Source organism: Pseudomonas fluorescens (assembly GCF_002022275.1).
GTDB classification, from domain to species: Bacteria; Pseudomonadota; Gammaproteobacteria; order Pseudomonadales; family Pseudomonadaceae; genus Aquipseudomonas; species Aquipseudomonas fluorescens_AJ.
In genome coordinates this window covers 37565-52028 of record NZ_MSDF01000020.1, presented here as the reverse complement: position 1 = coordinate 52028, position 14464 = coordinate 37565, and the positions used below count along the sequence as shown (strand labels likewise).

14 protein-coding genes are annotated in these 14464 nt (G+C 61.1%); 7 read left to right on the top strand and 7 right to left on the bottom strand.

All coding sequences use genetic code 11. The features are described from left to right. Position 1 precedes the first annotated feature (1 nt). Genes BFW87_RS16890 through BFW87_RS16880 form a run of 3 tightly spaced genes read right to left on the bottom strand, consistent with a single transcriptional unit; the run spans position 2 to position 2201 of the window. Positions 2-328: a DUF3325 domain-containing protein gene (locus BFW87_RS16890; protein ID WP_078740894.1), complete on the bottom strand. Its 327-nt coding sequence runs from the start codon at positions 326-328 to the stop codon at positions 2-4. Next, a complete protein-coding gene (locus BFW87_RS16885) occupies positions 328-1902 on the bottom strand; it encodes a PepSY-associated TM helix domain-containing protein (protein ID WP_078740893.1) in 1575 nt (524 codons plus the stop codon). Before BFW87_RS16885 ends, BFW87_RS16890 begins: the two co-directional genes overlap by 1 nt. Then, positions 1899-2201 (bottom strand): DUF3649 domain-containing protein, encoded by a 303-nt coding sequence (locus tag BFW87_RS16880; RefSeq protein ID WP_078740892.1) that lies wholly within the window; start codon positions 2199-2201, stop codon positions 1899-1901. Before BFW87_RS16880 ends, BFW87_RS16885 begins: the two co-directional genes overlap by 4 nt. Before the next feature lie 170 nt (positions 2202-2371). On the opposite strand from BFW87_RS16880, the gene BFW87_RS16875 reads away from it, so the two are divergent. From BFW87_RS16875 to fecA, 3 genes are all read left to right on the top strand, one after another. Beyond that, on the top strand, positions 2372-2860 hold the full coding sequence (locus tag BFW87_RS16875) for a sigma-70 family RNA polymerase sigma factor (protein ID WP_078740945.1): 489 nt from the start codon (positions 2372-2374) through the stop codon (positions 2858-2860). Continuing rightward, complete coding sequence (locus tag BFW87_RS16870) at positions 2857-3798, top strand: FecR domain-containing protein (protein WP_078740891.1); 942 nt, start codon at positions 2857-2859, stop codon at positions 3796-3798. The genes BFW87_RS16875 and BFW87_RS16870 overlap by 4 nt, the downstream gene beginning before the upstream one ends. Positions 3799-3889: 91 nt before the next feature. Continuing rightward, on the top strand, positions 3890-6226 hold the full coding sequence (gene fecA, locus BFW87_RS16865) for a TonB-dependent Fe(3+) dicitrate receptor FecA (protein ID WP_078740890.1): 2337 nt from the start codon (positions 3890-3892) through the stop codon (positions 6224-6226). 71 nt (positions 6227-6297) lie between these two features. Here fecA and BFW87_RS16860 read toward each other — a convergent pair whose 3' ends face one another. Next, positions 6298-7170 carry a LysR family transcriptional regulator gene (locus BFW87_RS16860; RefSeq protein WP_078740889.1) on the bottom strand — a complete coding sequence of 291 codons (873 nt, stop codon included), beginning with the start codon at positions 7168-7170 and terminating at the stop codon, positions 6298-6300. 106 nt (positions 7171-7276) lie between these two features. Between BFW87_RS16860 and BFW87_RS16855 the strand changes: the two genes are divergently transcribed. Continuing rightward, positions 7277-8788, top strand: a complete 1512-nt coding sequence (locus BFW87_RS16855; protein ID WP_078740888.1) for an MFS transporter — start codon at positions 7277-7279, stop codon at positions 8786-8788. Positions 8789-8847: 59 nt separating this feature from the next. On the opposite strand, the gene BFW87_RS16850 is transcribed toward BFW87_RS16855, so the two are convergent. After that, positions 8848-9258, bottom strand: coding sequence for an HPF/RaiA family ribosome-associated protein (locus BFW87_RS16850; RefSeq protein ID WP_078740887.1), 411 nt, complete (start codon positions 9256-9258; stop codon positions 8848-8850). 212 nt (positions 9259-9470) lie between these two features. After that, positions 9471-10418: a LysR substrate-binding domain-containing protein gene (locus tag BFW87_RS16845; protein ID WP_078740886.1), complete on the bottom strand. Its 948-nt coding sequence runs from the start codon at positions 10416-10418 to the stop codon at positions 9471-9473. A gap of 137 nt (positions 10419-10555) precedes the next feature. Here BFW87_RS16845 and BFW87_RS16840 point away from each other — a divergent pair, with 137 nt between their 5' ends. The 3 genes from BFW87_RS16840 (at position 10556) to BFW87_RS16830 (ending at position 13876) form a co-directional block, all read left to right on the top strand. After that, positions 10556-11932 (top strand): L-serine ammonia-lyase, encoded by a 1377-nt coding sequence (locus tag BFW87_RS16840; RefSeq protein ID WP_078740885.1) that lies wholly within the window; start codon positions 10556-10558, stop codon positions 11930-11932. Positions 11933-11992: 60 nt separating this feature from the next. Then, a complete protein-coding gene (locus BFW87_RS16835; RefSeq protein ID WP_078740884.1) occupies positions 11993-13282 on the top strand; it encodes a serine/threonine transporter in 1290 nt (429 codons plus the stop codon). A 276-nt stretch (positions 13283-13558) separates the two neighbouring features. Further along, the gene (locus BFW87_RS16830; RefSeq protein WP_078740883.1) at positions 13559-13876 is read left to right on the top strand and encodes a DUF3509 domain-containing protein; all 318 of its coding nucleotides are present in this window, start codon (positions 13559-13561) and stop codon (positions 13874-13876) included. Here the strand turns inward: BFW87_RS16830 and BFW87_RS16825 are convergent. After that, positions 13873-14361 (bottom strand): phosphate-starvation-inducible protein PsiE, encoded by a 489-nt coding sequence (locus tag BFW87_RS16825; RefSeq protein ID WP_078740882.1) that lies wholly within the window; start codon positions 14359-14361, stop codon positions 13873-13875. The two genes, BFW87_RS16830 and BFW87_RS16825, sit on opposite strands and share 4 nt — an antisense overlap. Between the last annotated feature and the right edge of the window lie 103 nt (positions 14362-14464).

The window sequence follows — 14464 nt, the reverse complement described above, 5'->3', positions numbered from 1 at the left end:
CTCAGGATAAGGCGAAGGCCGCAACAGGGCTGGCGACCAGGCCGACGCCCGCCAAAATCAAGGCCAACCTTGGCCGATACGGCAACAGCAACACCAACAGCAGCGCGCTGAGCATCAGCACAGCGCACCACTCCACCAATCCCTGGCTCCAGCCCGCGGCGGCGACGGCAGGCCAGATGGCCAGCGTCAGCAACAACCAGCCCACCACCCGTAAACTCAAACGCCGACGCGGCGAGGGTTTGCTGTGCAGCAACTCGCCATGATGACGGTCGGTAGACAGGCACAGTGCGCAAAACCCGGCGTAGCACATCAGCAGCGCGAGGAGCATCAGCGAGCCTCCTGCTTGAGGGTCAAGCCCTGCGCGCGGGCGGCCCTGGTTTGCGGCGCAGTGCGGTGCTGCATCTTCCAGGCTGCCCAGCTCAGGAACACGCCGCTGACGCAGCACGTCAGGTCGAAACCGGCCATGGCCCAGTCGCCCTTGGCGAGTGACACGCCCAGATGCTGCGAGGTGGTCAGCGCGTTCAGCAACGGGATCGCGATAAACAACAATGCGCCGACACTCAATTGCTCGACCCAGGCCTGGCGCCCTCGACGCAACGCGGCATGCAGCAAACTCAGGGCCCACACGATAAAGAAGACCTGCACCTCCCAACCTGAACGCTCGGCAACGCTCACCGGCAACAGGCGATTGGCCCAGAAAAACGCGGCGACGGCGATCATCAGCCCGGACATGCTGGCGATGTTCAGCACTTCCACCAGCCGAAGCTCAAACGGCATCACGCCGGTTTTTGCGTGCTTGAGTTGACGCTTGCCGAGCCAGATCACCAGACCGGTACCGATCATCGCCGTGCCCGCCAGGCCGCAGATAAAATACAGCCAGCGCAGCACCGGCCCGGCGAAATGGCCCATGTGCAGGCCGTAAAAACTGCCGCCGATTGCTGCCGGCAGCGACTGCTCGCCACTGACCCGCAGCAGCTCACCGGTGGTGCCACTGAACGACACCGCGCTGCCAAAATCATGCACCACGCGATCGGCGCCGGCACGAATCACATTGACCGAGGCGTTCACATCACTCGGGTTATTCACCACCAACCGCCCGACATGCCCGCCCGCCCATTGTTCACGCGCCTGGTTGTACATCGGCAGCAGTGGCAACAAGTGCCCGGGCTGACCGAGCGCAGGGGCATTGTCCGTAGAGGGAAACACTTCATTGAAGAACGCTCGGCTGTCGTCGCCATACGCGGCAACAATAGGTGCGGGCATCACCATGTTCATGAAGATCACCAGGCTGCTGTAGGTGATCATCAAGTGAAACGGCAGCACCAGCACACCCACTGCGTTATGCCCGTCGAGCCAGGAGCGCTGCCCCTTGCGCGGGCGAAAGGTGAAGAAGTCCTTGAAGATTTTCTTGTGGGTAATGATGCCGGTGATCAGTGCGACGAACATCACCATCGCGGCGATCGTCGACAGCCAGCGCCCCCACGGGTAGGGCATTTGCAGCTGGAAGTGGAAACGGTAGAAAAAATCGCCGCCCATGCTCTCGCGAGCCTGCACCGCTTGCCCTGTCACCGGGTCGAGTACTTTGCGAATGAAATTGCCGCGTTTGCCGGGGTCCACTTTGTCTTGCCACATCACCGACAGGCCGGGGTCGCGACTGTCCGGCAAGGTGATAAACCAACGTGCGGCGCCAGGCGCCTGTTGTTGCAAATACAGTTGGGCGACGCTGAGGCTGCGCGCGTCGTCCAAAGGGTGGGCCTGCACTTCGGGCTGCATCCAATGGGTAATTTCATCCTTGAAATAAGCCAGGGTGCCCGTCAGAAAAATCGCAAACAGCAGCCAGCCAAAGATCAACCCAGCCCAGGTGTGCAGCCAGGCCATCGCCTGGCGAAAGCCCTCTTTCATGTGCGCACCATCCAGAAACCCACGCCCGCCAGGGTCGCAAACACTGCGCAGGGCAGCATGACGCCACACCAGGCGCGCCATGCCGTGCGGCAGGCGAAGCACCAGATAACGGCGAGCAGGTAGAACACAAACGAACTCATCATCCCGGTAATAACGGCGTCGGCGCGCGAGGTGGGCATCCACAGCGCCAGGCAGACGGCGGCCAGGGAGGCCATTAGATAACCGCCGACCACGGCCGCCAGCACGCGGGACGTGACGGCGAGGCGGTAAGAGGCCGGAAGTGAGGGTGTGCGTTTCATGCGGGAGGCGCCAGGTTCATCAGCGCGCAATATTAATGATAAATATTCTCATAAGCAAAAGAGAACGGATGAATCACCTGCCCTGGCCGATTGCCGAACTGTATCGGGCGCCCTACAATGCGAACAATTCTTGTTCTCTAAAGCATGCCGATGCTTATGGAGTGTTCGCCTTGCAGCCGCTTAACACCGTTGAAGTCTTGTATCAGGACCATCACCACTGGCTCACCGGCTGGTTGCGACGCAAGCTCGGCTGCCCGGAAAGCGCGGCCGACCTGGCCCAGGACACGTTCGTCCGCGTGCTGACCGCGCGGGAAGCGCCGACACTGGTCGAACCGCGGGCCTTCCTCACCACCGTCGCCAAGCGCGTGTTATTCAACTTCTATCGTCGCCAGGACCTGGAACGCGCCTACCTCGACGCACTCGCGCAGATGCCCGAACACCTGGCGCCGTCGGAGGAAGAACGCGCGATCATCCTGCAAACCCTGATGGAACTGGACCAGTTGCTCGACGGCCTGCCCGTGCAGGTCAAACGCGCGTTCCTGCTGGCCCAGCTCGACGGCCTGACCTATGCACAAATCGGCGCGGAACTGGACATCTCCATCGCCACCGTCAAACGTCACCTGAATAAAGCCGCCATGCGCTGCTACTTCGCCTTATGAACTTCTCCACGCAAGTCGCCGAGCAAGCCGTGCACTGGCTGATGGAAATGCAGCAAGGCGCACTCAACCCGCGCCAGCAAGCGGCCTGGCAGCAATGGCTGGCGGCCCACAGCGAACATCAGCGCGCGTGGGACCATATCCAGCGCGTGAACCAGCGGCTGCGCGGCATGCCTTCACCAGTGGCCCATGCGGCGTTGAACGCGCCGACCTCCAGCAGCCGCCGCCAGGCCTTGAAACTGCTATTGATCCTCGGCGCCGGGTCCGCCGCCGCCTGGGGTTTGCGCCAGCAGCACATTTTGCCGCCGCTGACCGCCGACTACCGCAGCCCCGTCGGCCAGCGCCGCAAGGTGCAACTGGCGGATGGCAGCCAATTGCAGCTCAACACCGGCAGCGCGGTGGATGTGCATTTCGATGGTCAACAGCGCTTGATCCGCCTGCTCGAAGGCGAAATCCTGCTGACCGCCCGTGCGGGCAACGCACCGTTAAACGTACTCACCGCCCAGGGCCTGCTCAGCAGCCAGGCCGCGCGACTGAACGTGCGCCAGTTCAACGACCATACCCAGTTGGCGGTGTTCGATGGCCATGTGGACGTGATGCCCAACAGCTACAGCGGCCTGCCGCTGACCGTCGACGCCTCGCGCCAGGTCAACTTCACCCGCAAAGGCTGGGACACCCCGCGCCCCACCGACGCCAACAGTGGCGCCTGGGCCGACGGCATGCTGGTGGCTGCGCATATGCGCCTGGAAGACTTCCTCAATGAGCTGGGCCGTTATCGCCGTGGTCAGCTCAATTGCGACCCGCAGGTGGCAGATTTGCTGCTGTCCGGCAGCTACCCGCTGGACGACAGCGAGCGCATTCTCGACCTGCTGGAGGTGAGTTTGCCGGTCAAGGTGCGACGTTTCACGCGCTACTGGGTGACCGTTCAGGCACGCGCCTGAGATTATTTTCAAAAACAGTGAGCCGTTTTCCACCCCTCGCGTGACAGAGAAGGAAAGCCACCTTGATCCTTCCTTCTCAGGACAGCCCTTCATGCCTCAGCCACCGACGCTTCTCGCCCGCACCCTGCGCCAACTCCTGCTCGGCGCCAGCCTCAGCCTGACCGTACTTCCGTCCGTGATGGCGGCGGATGCCAAGCCGTACCACATTGCTCCGACTTCGCTGGAAACAGCCCTGAACCAGTTTGGCCGCGAAGCCGGTGTACTGATCTCCTTCGGCTCAGAAGTGACGGCGGGCATGCAGAGCCGTGGCTTGTCGGGTGATTACGGCATCGCAGAAGGTCTGCAAAAACTGCTGGAAGGCACCGGCCTGCAAGCCCGCGCCGAAGGCGAAAACGCCTACAGCCTGCAACCTGCCAGCGCCCCGGCCACCCTCGAACTGCAAACCTCCAACGTGGTCGGCGACTGGCTCGGCGATGCGGCGCAAACCAACGTATTCGAACACCCCGGCGCGCGTGATGTGATCCGCCGCGAAGAGTTCGAGCGCCAGGGCGCAACCCAGGCCCGTGACGTGCTCAACCGCATTCCCGGCGTCAACGCCCCGGACAACAACGGCACCGGCAGCCACGACATGGCGCTGAACTTCGGTATTCGTGGCCTCAACCCACGCCTCGCCTCACGCTCCACCGTCTTGATGGACGGCATCCCGGTGCCCTTCGCGCCTTACGGCCAGCCACAGCTGTCGTTTGCGCCGATCAGCATGGGCAACATGGACGCGGTGGACGTGGTTCGCGGCGGCGGCGCCGTGCGGTATGGCCCGCAGAACGTTGGCGGCATCGTCAACTTCGTCACCCGCGCGATCCCGGATGCGCCGACGGTCAAAGGCGGTTTGCAGACTGAAACCAGCCCGTCCTCCAGCCACGACGGCTTCAAAACCACCGGCAATTTGCTGGCCGGCGGCACCGCCGAGAATGGCCTGGGCGGTGCGATTTTGTATTCCGGCACCCGTGGCGGCGACTGGCGCGAGAACAGCAACACACGCATCGACGACCTGATCCTCAAGGGCAAATACCAGCTCGATGACGCCAACAGCTTCAACGCCATGGCGCAGTACTACGAAGGCCAGGCCGATATGCCCGGTGGTTTGAACGTCAAGGACTACAAGGCCGACCCGTATCAGTCCACCCGCCCCTACGACAAATTCTGGGGTCGTCGTACGATGTTCAACGCCGGTTACCGCTACCAGGAAGACCGCCGCGAATTCACCGCCAACACCTTCTTCACCACCACCTTGCGTAATGGCTATCTCGACCAGGGCAGCTTCCTTTCGTTGTCGCCGCGCGAGTACTGGGTGCGCGGCCTCGAAACCCGTTTCGCTCAGGGTTTCGACCTCGGCCCGACCAGCCATGAAGTGGGCATTGGCTACCGCTATATCAACGAAGCCGGCCACGAGTTGCGCTACCGCACACCGATCACCGCCAATCAGCAACTGCCAGACACCAATAGCCGTAACGACCGCGACACGCGTGGCGCCACTGAAGCCAATGCGTTTTTCGTCGATGACCGCATTGATATCGGCAAGTGGACCATCACCCCGGGCGTGCGCTACGAGATGATCGAGTCCCAGCAGACCAACAACCTGACGAACGTGAAGTACAAGGGCGACTACAACACCGCGCTGCCCGCGCTGAACGTGCTCTACCACCTCACCGACGACTGGAACCTCTACGCCAACACCGAAGGTTCGTTCGGCAGCGTGCAGTACAGCCAGATGCCAAACCGCGTCACCAGCGGCGAAGTGAAACCGGAAAAAGCGCGCACCTGGGAACTCGGCACGCGCTATGACAACGGCACCTTGCGTGCGGAAATCGGCGCGTTCCTGATCAACTTCGACAACCAGTACGACAGCAACCAGACCAACGATACGGTGATCGCCCGTGGCGAAACGCGTCACCAGGGCATCGAGTCCAGTATCAACTACGCCCTCGACGGCTTGAGCCCGGCGCTCGCCGGTTTTGATGTGTACGCCACCTACGCTTACGTCGATGCAACCATCCGCGAAGACGGCCCGAACAAAGGCAACCGCGTGCCTTTCTCGTCCAAGCATAAAGGCACCTTGGGCGTCGGCTATACCGAAGGCCGCTGGAAACTCAACCTGGACAGCAGCTACCAGAGCAGCCAGTTTGCTGACAATGCCAACACCCAGGCGGAAAGCGCCGACGGCAGCACGGGTCGTATCCCGGGCTATATGTTGTTCAGCAGCCGCGCAGCGTATGACTTTGGCCCGCAGCTGTCGGATTTGAACGTGGCGGTTGGCGTGAAAAACATCCTCAACAAGCAGTACTACACGCGCTCGTTTGACGATAACAACAAGGGCAAATACGTGGGCGAGCCGCGCACGGTGTATGTGCAGACGTCCATCGCGTTCTGATTGCCGGGACCTTACAAACGCTGCGACACCCTGTGGGAGCTCCCACAGAGGATAAGTTTGTCGGTTGGGGGTTAACTGCCCGCCAGGCAACTCGGCGTGCCGGCCACCAAGGCATCAATGGCGCAGCGCACTTTGGCCGGCATGTGCGGCGCCGTCGGCCAGATCACATGGATCGGCGAGGGTTGGTCACGGTAGCCTGGCAGTACCGCTTCCAGTTTCCCGCGCAACACGTAATGCGCAATCAACCAACTCGGCAACCAGGCCAGACCGACGCCCGCAATCGCGGCGTCGGCCACGGCCTGGAGGTCGTCGAGCACCAGAGGCGATGTCATGCCCGAGCGAACCGCAGTATTGCTGCGGTAGGCAATGCCGCGGTGACCCACGAGTTCATCGATACTTTCAATCCGCCCGGCACGCTGCAAATACTCCGCTGACGCCGCCAACCCCACGGACTGCTCGCCCAGACGACGTGCGCTGAGGCGGTCTGTATCCGGTAACGGGCCGATACGCACCGCAACGTCGAAGCCTTCCTGCGCCAAGTCTATCAGCCGGTCAGAAAACGAAATCTCGATCTCCAGTTCCGGGTAACGGTCCATCAAGCCCCATAAGGCCGGCGCGGCGTAATGGTGCCCGAATGCCAGTGGCAGGCTCGCCCTCAAGCGTCCGCGCGGTATCTGGCGGCCACTCTCAAGCACCGATTCGGCGGCCTCAAGTTCCGCCAAGGCGCGCAGGCAATGCTCGTAATACGCCTGACCGTCTTCGGTCAGGCGTTGGCGCCGGGTGGAACGCTGTAACAGGCAGGTGCCCAGCCGTGCTTCAAGGCGCGCCAGGCCTTTGCCCACGGCCGAACGCGTGAGGTTCAAACGCTCGGCGGCCTCGGTCAGGTTGCCGCTTTCGACGATTTGCAAAAAAAGTTCGACGCCGTCAAAACGTGGAGTGGCCATGGGTAAATTGTCGCCTTTTGTTCCCTTATCAGCGGAAAACTTATCACGAATAAAGAAATGGATTCCCCTGAAAATAACCCGATACACCCGTCCTCAGGAGAACCCCATGCCACCCGCCGCCACGTTATCGGCCGCACACCCACCGCGTACCGCCAGAGATGGTCTGGCGCTCACTGCCGTCTGCCTTGTTGCACTGATGTTCGGCCTGGAAATCTCCAGCGTGCCGGTCATTCTGCCAACGCTGGAACAGCAACTGGGCACCGGCTTTCAGGACGCGCAATGGATCATGAACGCCTACACACTGGCCTGCACCAGCGTGCTGATGGCGGCAGGCACCCTGGCCGATCGCTTCGGTCGGCGGCGCATGCTGGTGGTGTGTCTGTGGGTGTTCGGGCTGGCATCGCTGGCCTGTGGCTTGGCAGACGATGCGTCCACGCTGATCGCCGCGCGTTTCGTGCAGGGCGTGGGCGCCGGGGCGATGATGATCTGCCAGTTCGCGATTCTTTCCCACAGGTTCCGCGAACCGGCGGCGCGGGCACGGGCCTTTGCGGTGTGGGGTGTGATCGCGGGTGTAGGCCTGGGCTTCGGGCCGATGGTGGGGGCGTTGATTCTGGCTGTGGCGGATTGGCGCTGGGTGTTTCTGGTGCACGTGCCCTTGACCCTGTTCACCCTGGTACTACTGCGCATCAGCGTGCAGGAATCGCGCGACCCGGCCGAGCATCGCCTCGATATCGCGGGCATGCTCACGTTGACGGTGTCGGTGTTTGCATTGGTTTACTTCATCACCCAGGGCAGCGAGAGCGGTTTTGGCACACCGGCCATGCTGGGTTGGGCAGGCTTGTCGGTGGGCGGTTTACTGCTGTTCATTCTGGTTGAGCGACGCAGCAATCATCCGATGTTCGATTTTTCGGTGTTCCGCATTCAGCGCTTCAACGGCGCGTTGATGGGCTCTATCGGCATGAACTTCAGCTTCTGGCCGTTCATGATTTACCTGCCGCTCTACTTCCAGGCGGGGCTGGGCTACGACACCCTGACCACCGGCGGTGCACTGCTCGCCTATACCTTGCCGACCTTGCTGGTGCCGCCCCTGGCCGAACGCCTGGCCTTGCGCTATGGCGCCGAGCGCATCATCCCGGTGGGCCTGGGTTTGATGGGCGTGGGGTTTATGGCGATGGCCGCAGCCAATCAAGCTGCAGATCCGAGCATTGTGCTGGTGCTGTTCAGTTGCGCGTTGGCGGGCGTGGGCTTGGCACTGACCAACTCGCCGACCACCAACACCACTACCGGCTCGGTTTCAGCTGATCGCGCGGGCATGGCGTCGGGTATCGACCTCAGCGCGCGCTTGATTACGTTGGCACTCAACATCGCGCTGATGGGTTTGGTGCTGCTGCTGGGGATCAGCCATCACCTTGCAAGCCTGCTGCCCGCAACCACGGCATTGGATTGGCCGGCCATAGGCCAGAGCATTGCGGCAGGCAAACTGGATGCGTTGGGGCTGGCGCGTGTTGATGCCCAGGCGGCGCTGCGTCATGGCGCCGGTTGGGCCATGCTCTTTGCGGGTTTGGGTGCGGGTGGTTTGGCACTGTTGAGCGGGTATTTTTTCCGACGCCGCCGCTAAACGAAAACGGGCCTGCATGTGCAGGCCCGTCTTGATGGGGATGAAAGAACCGTCAGTTATCAGCCGTTGAACACAGCGCGTTCTTTTTCCAGAAACTCCTGTTCAAGCTCGTCTTCATTCACTTTGGTGGTCGGCTGGCTTTTCCCGGCAGCGCGAGGCTTGCCTTGCAGTCGGCCAAACAAATGTTCCAGTGCATGCTCAAGCTTTGTAGCAGCACCGTCGATCGCCTGTTCCAGGGTATCGGCTTTATGCAACACCGAGACCGGCTGATGACCTTTTGGCCGTGCTTCCAGGCGGCAACTTAAATCATGGGGACCGGGCTTGTCGCCATTCTCATCTTTGAGGTAGACCTCAACGCGGGTCAGGTCCTCTTCGTAACGTTCGAGCGTGCTTTCAATGGTAGTACGTACCCACTCCTCCAGTCGGATGCTGCTTTCAATATGGTTATCGCTATTGACTTGGATTTGCATAGTTTTTCCCTTATTTCAGCTAGCTCGCGAGAGATCACAACTGCAACACCGATGCGGTGAAACCATGACCTCTTGATTACACAATTGAGCAGTCAGAAGAACAATTCAACCCCTTTGCAAAGATAAATCACACATTACAAATTAAGTCTGACTACGAGCAAAAACGCTGTTAGGGTGGGGAGTTAGTTACATCTTCTTACGCCCCACCGACCTCATAATTGCCCCTCTCCCAAGGGGTGCAATCCGCGAAAAATCTCCGCTTCTTCCACCAGCCAATCATGGACCGCCCGCACGCCCGGATGGTTCAGCGCACCTGGCGCGTACAACAACACGTAACGTTTGTGGTTGGGCACGGCCAGGCCGAACGGCACGATCAAAGTGCCACGCTCCAGCTCATCATTGAGCAAGGTGCGCCGCGCGATGGCCACGCCCATGCCGGCGATGGCGGCTTCGATGGTCAGGTGGTTGCGGTTGAACGTGTGGCCACGTCGCACGTCCGCGTCGTGATAGCCGATGGCATTCAGGTAAAACTCCCACTCGGCGTATTCATAACTCCCACGCCAGGCAGTGATGTCGTGCAGCAACGGGAAATGCACCAGGTCGGCCGGGCCGTGCAGCGGTGGGCGGCCGCGCAGCAGGCTCGGCGCGCACACCGGAAATATCTGCTCATCCAGCAAGGCTGTGGATAACAGGCCGGGGTAGCTGCCGTCGTTCAAGTCGATCGCCAGGTCGAAGTCGCCTTCGTGCAGGGCGATGCTGCTGTCTTCGGCGACCATGCGCAGCTGGATATCCGGAAAACGCTGCTGCAAACGCGGCAGACGCGGGGTCAGCCATTTGCCCAGAAATGACGGAATCGAGCGCAGGCGCAACGTGCCGCTGATCATGCCCGCGTCCAGCCGCTGCAATTCAGCATCGATGCTGCCGTAAGCCTCCCCGACCGTCGCCGCCAACCGCTGCCCCTCGGCGCTGAGTTCAACACCGCGTGCGCGCCGATGGAACAACCGAAAGCCCAAACGCTCCTCCAGCTGACGAATTTGCTGGCTCACCGCCCCGGGCGTGATGTGCAGTTCTTCAGCGCAGCGGGTAAACGACAAATGCCGCGCCGCACAGGAAAAAACGTGCAACCAGACGTAGGTCTGGCCATGTAAATGCCGGCTCATAGGGTTTAGTCCTGCTAAAGGGTGTCTTAGGATAATTCGTTGGTCAGTGCCGATCCAGAGGCTCAGTATCGCGCCAATTCCGCTCGCTCTACAAAACATGGCAGCGATTTCTCCTCCATTGCTTGTAAGGCTTTAGCATGACTATCAGTGTTTTCGATCTATTCAAAGTCGGCATCGGGCCGTCCAGCTCCCACACCGTCGGTCCGATGCGGGCGGCGGCGACCTTTGCTCAGGCACTGACAGACCAGGGCTTGCTGGCCGATACGCGCCGCGTCGAAGTGCGTTTATACGGCTCGCTGTCCGCCACCGGCGTCGGCCATGCCACTGACCGCGCCTGCGTGATGGGCCTGATGGGCGAATGGCCAGATCAGGTCGACCCCACCTCAATCAACACACGCATTCAGCAACTGCGCGAATCCGGCAAACTGCTGCTCGCAGGCCGCCAGGAAATTGCCTTCAACTGGCACACCGACCTCCTGCTGCTGGACGAAAGCCTGCCCTACCACCCCAATGCCATGTCCCTGCACGCCTATGGCGAAAACGGTCTGCTCAGCGAGCAAACGTACTATTCGGTGGGCGGCGGTTTCATCATCGAAGCGGCCGAGGCCGAGTCGGGCGTGGCGCCGACCAGCGACGTGCAATTGCCCTACGACTTTTCCAGTGCTGTCGAACTGCTGGCCTTGTGCAACAAGCACGGCCTGCGGGTTTCCGAGCTGATGATGGCCAACGAGCGCGCCTGGCGCAGCGACGCCGACATCCGCAGCGGCCTGCTGCATATCTGGTCGGTGATGCGCGAATGCGTGGAGCAAGGCCTGCGCGATGAAGGCATCCTGCCAGGCGGTCTGGATGTACCGCGTCGCGCGGCGAAATTGCACCGCAGCCTGTTGGAAATCGGCAAGCCGAATGTCATCACCTCGACCTTGTCGGCCATGGAGTGGGTCAACCTGTTCGCCCTCGCCGTCAACGAAGAAAACGCCGCCGGCGGGCGCATGGTCACCGCGCCGACCAATGGCGCAGCGGGAATCATCCCGGCGGTGCTGCACTACTACATGAAATTCAACGCCGACGCGTCTGACGACGACGTGGTCAATTTCTTCCTCGCCGCGGCTGCCGTCGGCATCCTGTGCAAGAAAAACGCCTCGATCTCCGGTGCCGAAGTCGGCTGCCAGGGTGAAGTCGGCTCGGCCTGCGCCATGGCCGCCGCCGGGCTGGCGGACATCCTTGGCGCCACCCCGGAACAATTGGAAAACGCCGCCGAAATCGGCCTGGAACACAACCTGGGCCTGACCTGCGACCCGGTCGGCGGCCTGGTGCAAGTGCCGTGCATCGAGCGCAATGCCATCGCCGCCGTCAAGGCGATCAACGCCACGCAGATGGCCCTGCGCGGTGACGGCAAACACTTTATTTCCCTCGACCGGGTGATCCGCACCATGCGCGACACCGGCGCCGATATGCACGACAAATACAAAGAAACTTCACGGGGCGGCCTGGCGGTCAGCTGGGTGGAGTGCTGACGAGCACTGCTACCCGCCCCACACGTGAGCCCGCGCAAAAATAATAACGAGGCAATACCGATGACCGATGTACGTACACCTGCTGCCGAAAATCCGTCTGTAGAGAACACCGTTGTTACCACTGGCTGGACCAAACACGACACCACCTGGATGCTCGGCCTCTATGGCACTGCCATCGGCGCGGGCACACTGTTCCTGCCGATCAACGCCGGGGTCGGCGGCTTCTGGCCGCTGATCGTGCTGGCGCTGCTGGCCTTCCCGATGACCTTCTTCGCTCACCGTGGGCTGACGCGCTTTGTGCTGTCAGGCAAATCCGGTGACATCACCGACGTGGTCGAAGAGCACTTTGGCGTCGGCGCAGGCAAGCTGATCACCCTGCTGTATTTCTTCGCCATTTTCCCGATTCTGCTGGTGTACAGCGTGGCGCTGACCAACACCCTCAGCAGTTTCATGGAACACCAACTGCACATGGCGCCGCTGCCTCGCGCGATCCTGTCGCTGGTGCTGATCCTTGGCCTGATGGCCATTGTGCGTTGCGGCCAGGGCGTGATCGTCAAGGCCATGAGCGTGCTGGTGTACCCGTTTGTCGCGGCCCTGCTGTTGCTGGCCTTCAGCCTGATTCCCAACTGGAACGGCGCGTTCTTCGCCTCGGCCGGCGACGGCATGCCGCTGCCGCTGTTCTTCAAGACCCTGTGGCTGGCGATCCCGGTGATGGTGTTTTCCTTCAACCACTCGCCGATCATCTCCGCCTTCGCCGTCGACCAGAAGCGCGTGTACGGCCCGCAAGCCGAGCGCAAAAGCGGCGGCATCCTCGCCACCGCCCACGGCATGATGGTGCTGACGGTGATGTTCTTTTGCTTCAGTTGCGTATTGGCGCTGTCGCCCGCTGACCTGGCCGCGGCCAAGGCGCAGAACATCTCGATCCTGTCGTACCTGGCCAACCACTTCGAAACGCCGGTGATCGCCTACGCCGCCCCGTTGATTGCACTGGTGGCGATCACCAAATCCTTCCTCGGCCACTACATCGGCGCCAGCGAAGGTTTTCAGGGCTTGATCGTCAAGTCCCTGCGCGGGCGTAACCGCTCAATGTCGGCCAAATGGCTGGAACGCAGCACCGCGCTGTTCATGGTGCTCACCTGCTGGGCTGTGGCGACGTTCAACCCAAGCATCCTGGGCATGATCGAAACCATGGGCGGGCCGATCATCGCGTGCCTGCTGTTTTTGATGCCGATGTACGCGATCCGCCGCGTGCCAGCGCTGCGCCAGTATTCGGGGCAGGTGTCGAATGTGTTTGTGGTGGTGATCGGGTTGATTGCGCTGTCTGCGATCGTTTTCTCTGTGTTGCCCTGAAATAGACCACTCGATCAAGAACACCACAAAATAAATGTGGGAGGGGGCTTGCTCCCGATAGCAGTCTTCCAGCCGAGTATTCATTGGCTGATCCACCGCTATCGGGAGCAAGCCCCCTCCCACATTAGAATTTCAGCGCCTGGAGAGTTGCTGTACGGCACGGCCCTTGCTGTACAGCTTCTGAGGGAAACGGAATTTGGCCGGTGGTCAGGAGACGCGAACTAATCCCGATACCGGTCGTCAATGACTGCATGTTCTCATCAGGCGGTAACGCACATGGACAATCCTTTTCAGATCATCACCGACACATTCACGCCCACCTACCGTGTCAACTTAAGCATCCAGCGGCTGGATGGCAGCATCATGCTCACCCTCTCGAAAGAGGATGGCGTGGTGGCCAAACGCATGATCAGCGCCGAACAACGCAACGATCCGCAACGGCTCAAACGCTTGGTGCAAAGTATTCAATTCGGCATTGCCATCGAGCAGGGCCACAGCGCCATGGAGATCCTGGCGGTGATGACCGACGGTGACAGCCACAAACTCTTGCAGCCACCACCGACTCGCGCACTGCCCTTCAGCGTCGGGCTTTAAAGCTCGCCTTTCTCGGTCTCCGGGCTCGCCTCGCCCTTGCGGCGCGGGCCTTCAACCTTCACCGAGGGGAACGCCGACGAGGCGTAACGCACCACCAGAATCGAGAACGCCAGCAACAGAATGCCGCCACACAGGTAGATGATGCCGATGTCCGGCGGGTTGTGGTGCGACACGTTGGAGATCAGCAAACGCGTCAGCGCGGTGATCGCCACGTAGATCAGGAAACGCACCGGCATGTGGTTGGTCTTGAAATAAATCCCGACCATCGCACCCAGTTCCAGGTAGATGAACAGCAGCAAGATGTCATCGATCTTGATGTGTCCGTTCTCCAGCATCCCCAAAAATTCCATCACCGCCGCCCACGCGGTCACCGCACCAATGGCGAACAGCGCCAGGTAGTGGAACGTCTCCACGAACAGATTGCCCAGCGACTCGGCCAGCCCATGGACGTTCTGACGCAGCTTTTCGGCCCAGTTGATTTTCACGATGATGCTTCCTTAGGTCGACTCGACCGGATAATGCGGTTTGGACGTGACGGTTCTTCTGCATGCAGAAAAAAGGCCAGTAGCCGGTATAAGATGATGGCGG

What these genes read in the sequence shown, in the direction of transcription:
- BFW87_RS16890 (WP_078740894.1), bottom strand. Translation starts at nt 328, where the DNA reads ATGCTCCTCGCGCTGCTGATGTGCTACGCCGGGTTTTGCGCACTGTGC.
- BFW87_RS16885 (WP_078740893.1), bottom strand. Translation starts at nt 1,902, where the DNA reads ATGAAAGAGGGCTTTCGCCAGGCGATGGCCTGGCTGCACACCTGGGCT.
- BFW87_RS16880 (WP_078740892.1), bottom strand. Translation starts at nt 2,201, where the DNA reads ATGAAACGCACACCCTCACTTCCGGCCTCTTACCGCCTCGCCGTCACG.
- BFW87_RS16870 (WP_078740891.1), top strand. Translation starts at nt 2,857, where the DNA reads ATGAACTTCTCCACGCAAGTCGCCGAGCAAGCCGTGCACTGGCTGATG.
- fecA (WP_078740890.1), top strand. Translation starts at nt 3,890, where the DNA reads ATGCCTCAGCCACCGACGCTTCTCGCCCGCACCCTGCGCCAACTCCTG.
- BFW87_RS16860 (WP_078740889.1), bottom strand. Translation starts at nt 7,170, where the DNA reads ATGGCCACTCCACGTTTTGACGGCGTCGAACTTTTTTTGCAAATCGTC.
- BFW87_RS16855 (WP_078740888.1), top strand. Translation starts at nt 7,277, where the DNA reads ATGCCACCCGCCGCCACGTTATCGGCCGCACACCCACCGCGTACCGCC.
- BFW87_RS16850 (WP_078740887.1), bottom strand. Translation starts at nt 9,258, where the DNA reads ATGCAAATCCAAGTCAATAGCGATAACCATATTGAAAGCAGCATCCGA.
- BFW87_RS16845 (WP_078740886.1), bottom strand. Translation starts at nt 10,418, where the DNA reads ATGAGCCGGCATTTACATGGCCAGACCTACGTCTGGTTGCACGTTTTT.
- BFW87_RS16840 (WP_078740885.1), top strand. Translation starts at nt 10,556, where the DNA reads ATGACTATCAGTGTTTTCGATCTATTCAAAGTCGGCATCGGGCCGTCC.
- BFW87_RS16835 (WP_078740884.1), top strand. Translation starts at nt 11,993, where the DNA reads ATGACCGATGTACGTACACCTGCTGCCGAAAATCCGTCTGTAGAGAAC.
- BFW87_RS16830 (WP_078740883.1), top strand. Translation starts at nt 13,559, where the DNA reads ATGGACAATCCTTTTCAGATCATCACCGACACATTCACGCCCACCTAC.